This is a genomic window from Wolbachia endosymbiont of Tuta absoluta (genome assembly GCF_059414725.1).
On the sequence record NZ_JBNRJY010000811.1, the window covers coordinates 1 to 6,848 of the forward strand.

Genomic DNA, 6,848 nt, shown 5'->3' on the forward strand with positions numbered 1-6,848 from the left:
TTCCTGAGGAATCATGAAGGACAAGCCGGTTCTAGAAAAGAAGAACTTAGATAAGGGGCTCAAGCGTAGTGTGGGGAAACCTGCATGCTGCGTTTCTAAGGGAGGGGGTAGTAGTAATACTGCTTCCTTACCTGACCAGTTTACTAAGACCAAAGGCTTCGAAAAACGTGCTCAATATTATGCTGCTAAAGCCTACTCAAGTCAAGCTGATCAAGGTGATAATTATCATAATCTCAAGGAAATTATCTTCATAGCTGTTGCTGATTGTATTATTTTTCCAGATAAGGCTGAGTACAAATCTAATCATGTCATTTTAGATCAAAATAGCTTTGAACATGACTTAAAGGATTTTTACTTTGTATTCATAGAACTACCAAAATTTACAAAGACAAAAGAAGACCAATTAGAAAATATAGTAGAAAAATGGTGTTACTTTTTTCGCTATGCAGGAGAAACAAGGGAAGAGGATCTAGATAAGATAGTTGGTAGTGACGTAATAATAAAACGAGCTTATGAAGAAATGAATAAGTTTAATTGGTCAGAAGAAGAGTTACTAGCATATGAACAAATGAAAAAACGCATAATGGATGAGGTAGCTGCTTTAGCTCAAAAATTTGATGAGGGCCTTAAAGTAGGTCAAGAAAAAGGTAGACAAGAAGAAAAAATTGAAGTAGCAAAAAACTCACTCAAGGCCGGTGTATCTATTGATGTTATAGCTCAAATTACCGGTCTCTCTCATTCTGAAATTTCACAACTCAAAGAAAAAACATAATATTCCTACTTATTCACTTTAACACTTATAAAAACCTTTTCTAAGTTAGACATGTCCCCTAATTAAGAATCTAGTGAACTGTCTAAAATGGCTATAAAGATTGCACATAGAATTATATAAATTACTATCATAACGTTACCCTCTTATTCAGCCTTACATATTAAAGATATATACCGTAAGTTTAATATTGATAGTACATTAACCATTTATTTCCCAATTCTAGTCTTGTACTTCTCATTCCTACTTCATCCATGTTAGTATTAGAACCATCAAACTTGCTAAGGGGATCTACCACCTCCACTTTAAATTCTATTATAAGCTTTTCACTATTTGGCATATTATACCTTCCATATTCTCATCTACTTACTCAAAGTATTTCCAAGCTTGGTTACTCCTACATCAGAAAGACAAGTTGATACTTTGTCCTTTGAATGGCTGTGAACTGAAGCATTACTTAAATAACTTTGAGGCTCTAAACTTATCTGCTGTTTTTTTGTACCATCAACTTCTAATCTACCATCTCTGTTGTGTAATATCTGCTCTATTGATTGATTTAGCAGACCCTTATTAAATTGAGCTATAAACTTTTCAAATTTCTTCGGACTTAATTTACCAGCTTCTTTACCAGAACATGCTTTCTCTACATATGAGTTGAAAATCCCCGAAATCTCATCAAATTTACCACTCATGATTTTTCCTGTAACTTCTTTCTGTATTTCCACAAAATCAATATTTAATCGATGCATTGACACACCACTTTTTAATCCAGCTTGCTCTACTACTTTCTCAAATTCCTCTGTAATATTTAATGCATAGCCCTGCGCTTCCAGTAATGATACGTGCTGATCTGCTGTAGAAATGTATTTTTGACCTGTAACTTTTCTAATAAGCACATCAAGTAACATGATTGTGCCGTTTATATCTACTGGTGAATCAACTTGTGAGATTGGACTTGTAGTACTTGATACTCCGTCAGACAATGTAGGTTTAGAATCTAATAACCGACCTATTGAGGTTTTTACTGAACCGAACAAACTGTTTATCCATGAAGATAGTGCACTTGCTCTGCTTGTAGCTTTCTTATAGCGCACCTCTTCTGCCTTATTCACTTTGATTTTTTTTCTATTTATTGCAGCAATCTCTATGCCACCTATTACCATAACCTCTACATCATCATATCCTACTGTAGGACTTTTTTCATCTATCATAGACTCAATTTTACCTACTATAGCTTTTCCTTCTATTCTAGCTTTTGTTGTCTTTTCAATAGGTGAATAACGATGACGGTTCCCTCTATGATAAGCATGTCTTTTATGATGACGTATATGCTTTGGTGCAACGTATTCATTTCTTCTTTCTGCCTTCTCTAAAAAGGAAATTATGTTTGTGAAACCTTTATCTCTTGCAATATCTAAAGGCTTCTTACTATTATTGTCACGAATATTAACATCAGCATTTTTAAAAATCAGAAGTTGTAACAAACTAAAATCATGATTATTTTGAACTAAATAACCCATTAGAAGGACAACGCGGTGCAAAGACGTCTTGCCCTGGGTATCCTGAGCATTAACATCAATACCACTGTTAAGCAGCAGCTCTACAATCTTTAACTTAGTATCTTTTAGGTTATTAACGCCGTTATCAACAAAACACTGAGAGATAGCAAGGTGCAGAAATGTCTCGCCGAAATCGTTTTTAGCATTGATAAGAGTATATCTATCATCCCTGTTTCTCATACCATCAAGAAGAGCTTCAAGCAAGTTCGACTTATTCTCCTGGATAGCTTTTCTTATAAGTGACTTTGCTTCTTCAGGCCCTGAGGTTTTTATTAGCTGAGAATACTGTTTCTGTTTTTCTTTATTAAAGTCCATTATAACATCTTGTGGATTGCAAGTAGAAGCTATACATTTTGAGTTAGAAACTATTGTATCATTAAAAGCAAACATCATTTCTCTTGCTGGTTGATAAGTATTCCAGTTCTCTACTTTTACAAGAGTGTTATTTTTATGTGATAGCAATAAGGTATCATTCATAACTTTCATATCGAAATCTAATATAGACTTACCTTTCAAATCAACTAAACCAATATCATTCTTATTAATAGGCTGATTATGATAAATCTGTAACCCTTGTTCATCTGGTTTATAATACCTGAAAGAACTAAAATCATCAGCTCTTTCTCCAAATTCTTCTGGTTCTATAATTCTATTGTTTAGTTCTATAGATAAATCCCAGTTTCTATGAACAAAAGAATAGTAATCTGTGATATATGCTCCTTTATCTGATAACAATAGCAAATCATTATTGAGTTTTAAAAAAAGCACCTTATCTGAATCAAATGTGAAACAATTATAATGATTTAACAGATCAGTACCATTAACGCTAAATCTTCCATCTATTTTTAAGCTATGAGAACAATAATCACGCTCTAGTTCACCATTCTGAAGTTTATAATATTTTTCCCTATCAAATGTTACCGTAACATCTTTATAATCTGGTAGCAGGGTTACATTTAGTCTACTTTTGTTAATCTTTATTTCTCCTTCATTATTCTCTGCAAATTGTATATCATTTAATGTGCTATTTAATTGACTAAAGTCTAATATACCATTTGCTTGAGCAATCGTAATATTAGCACTTTTTTCATCGAAAAGATAAAGATGGTTTATATTACTTGGAGCTTCCCAGTAAAAATTATGGTGCTCTTTATCAGGATAAAAAATATGATTACTAAAACTACCTATAGTACTACGATAATTAGTACTTGATAATTGCTTTGTAATATTAAAGTTCCGATTATCTATTGTTTGCAACTTATCTAACTCATCATCTAATATAACATCACTACCAACGCTTTTTGTTATTTGTAGACTTGCTACTGTTCCAGTATTACTCTCTACTTTCGTTGGAGTTACAAACAAACCATCTGCTGTTTTTATTAATGTCTGTTTATCTACACTTATAGAATCTCCACTTTTATTATAAATATTTGTTCTGTCGTTAACATGAGTTATTTTATCTATATCACTAAAATTTATCGGCAATAATACTAAGCCACTTCCGTGAATAGAATCACCAAAATAACCTTTTATTGTAGCAAAGTTTTTTGCTGTTATTATATCATTTCCACCCTTACCATCTACATAATCTGCATTAGAGAACTTTATATAATTAGTTCTATTACTGCCGATAATAGAATGTATGTTTATTGAATCTGTAGTAAGATTACCTTGTGTTATAACTATATTCTTTTGTCTATCTGCTCCTAAATCACAAGAGAACTTCCCTGCTATGTAAAAGAAATTTCTACCTGAGTTATACACCTTGCAACTATCTAATGACTTTTCAAAATAGTACCTATTTTCTACCTTACCTCTTCTACCTCGATCACCATTTAAAATATCCTTTTCTTGAAAAACAACATTAATATTAGCATTTTGAGCTGTTATATAGTATACGCTTCCATACCCACGGAAATTCTTATTTCTGTATATAACCGCATTATAACAGTCGCTAGGGTATTCTTGTAAAAACCACTTTTCAAATGTTCTATTTAGTAATACATTACTATGATCATATAAGTTATCACATCCTGAGCCAATTCCATTTACAACACAGTCAGTACAGGGAGGATTATCAATTTGTACTTTAATATCGCTATCGTGTGGTCCGCAAACGACACTATAACTTTCAATGTTCGTAGGAATCACTCTAGAATTAATATCACTGATATGAAATGGATATGTAACATTCGTATTGAATCCAAAATCAAACTTAGTATCAACTATTTTTGTGTTAGTACGACAATAAACTCTGAGGAGTTGTATTTCCCCATAAACACGCTTTTCCTTTGTAACCAATATATAAGGCAGCGACATAACTATTTTATCATAATTACCTTTATATTGGCTTATAAGCTTTAATACATATTGTTTATATATACTTTCTGCCTCTATATCATTTTCTATATAATCTGGTACTTTTTTACCAAGAAAGAAATCCCAATACAAATCATGCTTCTCCTGATCTGTAAGATTTATGTGCTCTTCCAATTTCTCTACCTCAAGCTCTGCTTCTACAAATTGCGATATAATAATAACAGCAACTGAAATAGCAGTACCAACTGGACCAGCAAATTCTCCCATTACTCCAGCTTCTATTCCTACGGCTGACATTGTCTCAGTAACAATCGCAGGTACATCTGCAGCTATAAAAATGGAGTTAGTTGCGATGTTTAGGTCAGCAATCTTTATATCTACAGGATTCGTTGCACTTTCCCGAGCTTTTATCGACTCTGCTAACCCTAAAAATGCTGCAAAGTTACCTATAGCAGGTCCCATAACTGGGGCAAACCCCTTTAGCATTTGAGAATCAAGTTTTTCTCCTAATCCTAATATTTTTCCAGAGATTTTCTCACCAATCTTTGGCATTACCCAGAGATTTAATGCATCATAACCTAGGCCTTCTACATCTCCATTTGCTATATGTTTACCAACTAAAAATACTGTAAAGGCAAAACCTGCACTTTCTGCTACTTTCCCTATTTTTTCTGCTACCCCATATCCTCTGAGAATATTTTTGATTTCTTCTTTATTTTCTTTCATCTCCTTTACAATATCCTTGATCTCTGGGTCTATTGAATTTAGATCTACATTTTTAACCTTTGCAATAAATGCTTCTTCAACATTTTGGTCTGTAGCTTCACCTCTAGAGATTCGTTCAGAAACTTTGAAAAGCTGATCATAAAACTCAATATTCTTTACTCTTTCCGCTACCTTGTTAGCATTAAACAACTCTTTAATACGTTGCTCTTTTTCTTCCTCTGTAATATTTTCTTCATCACGTGAGTCTATGCAGTACATGCCTATATTTCTTATTTTTCTTCTTTTAGCTTCTAAACATTCCATTTGAGGCCCAGTTTCAAGCCTTAGCCTTTTTCTTGCACCACCTCTTTCGGGAGAGCTAATCTCACCTTGAGATGTGGTATGATAGACTTCAATACTTTTTATGCTTGCTGTAATTAAATCTTTATCGGACCTACTAGATTGATTAAAAACCATGGCTAAAAACTTGGCTGTTCTCTTATCAGTAAAAGATCTAAGAATTTTATATTTGTCACTCATCTGTTTTTCTGCATGTCCTAATTTTTTCTTTACACTACTATTAGCACATTTTAATTCTATGATAATTGGTTCATCTTCCTCAATAGTAGATTCATCTCCTTGCAAATATGTAAAAGATAGCGCCAGGTCCATTTTCCCTAATGAAGATATATTAGATTCCACATACACTTTAATCTCTTTACCATCTTGCGTTTTTCCATTTATCAATAACCCTTGCATTATTGCTTGAAAGTCCACTTCTCTTTTTATTAATTCCTTAAAAGGCAATAAAGCTTCTACTAAAGGAGATAGTGACTCTTTTAACTTATTTCCCATCATCTCTTCATCTTTACTTTCCTTAAGCAAGTCTACAACATCAATTCCACGTAATTGTTCAATTAAGCTATTTACGTCAACATTCCCTATTCTTTCAAATTTACCCTTGTATCTATTTTTAGAGTTATGAGAGACTTCTTTTATATTTATATCCTGAAAATAAGACTTATCTTTTCTTTCTCCTACTTCAAACCCACCTAGGTTATTCTTTACTCCTGTGTTTATTATCAGGTCGATTTTAACTGCAGAATCAATATCCAGTTCATCAATTGGAGGAATTTTATTACTGTCAAATCTCTTTTGCCTTCTAAGTTCTCTTAATTCACCACTACGTTCTATAATATTTAATATTACTGCTCTATCTTCCCCTTGATTGAATAGTAGAAATGTAGTAGCCTCTCTTCCTATACTTCTATCTTCATTCTGATAAGTGAAAATATTTTTATCTATACTATCCATAGCTAAAATCTGTCCGAACACTAGTTTGCTTAAATAGTTTTTATCCTTACTTGGTATCAAGTGATATAAGTTCTTTAGTTCTGCCTTTAAATTTTCCTTTGCTTCATTGCCATCAAAATCTTTAGCACCTTCTAATAATTGATGCACAAAACCTTGGGATTGAAAAATCTTAGCTTGTT

3 protein-coding genes are annotated in these 6,848 nt (G+C 32.7%); 1 reads left to right on the forward strand and 2 read right to left on the reverse strand.

The features are described from left to right. Window positions 1-13: 13 nt before the first annotated feature. Window positions 14-772, forward strand: coding sequence for an Rpn family recombination-promoting nuclease/putative transposase (locus ACJ5GX_RS08185; protein ID WP_264690050.1), 759 nt, complete (start codon window positions 14-16; stop codon window positions 770-772). 181 nt (window positions 773-953) lie between these two features. Here the strand turns inward: ACJ5GX_RS08185 and ACJ5GX_RS08190 are convergent, their stop codons facing one another. Both ACJ5GX_RS08190 and ACJ5GX_RS08195 read right to left on the reverse strand, forming a co-directional pair. Further along, window positions 954-1,109, reverse strand: coding sequence for a hypothetical protein (locus ACJ5GX_RS08190; protein ID WP_167495309.1), 156 nt, complete (start codon window positions 1,107-1,109; stop codon window positions 954-956). A 22-nt stretch (window positions 1,110-1,131) separates the two neighbouring features. Next, complete coding sequence (locus tag ACJ5GX_RS08195; protein WP_495292903.1) at window positions 1,132-6,816, reverse strand: latrotoxin-related protein; 5,685 nt, start codon at window positions 6,814-6,816, stop codon at window positions 1,132-1,134. Between the last annotated feature and the right edge of the window lie 32 nt (window positions 6,817-6,848).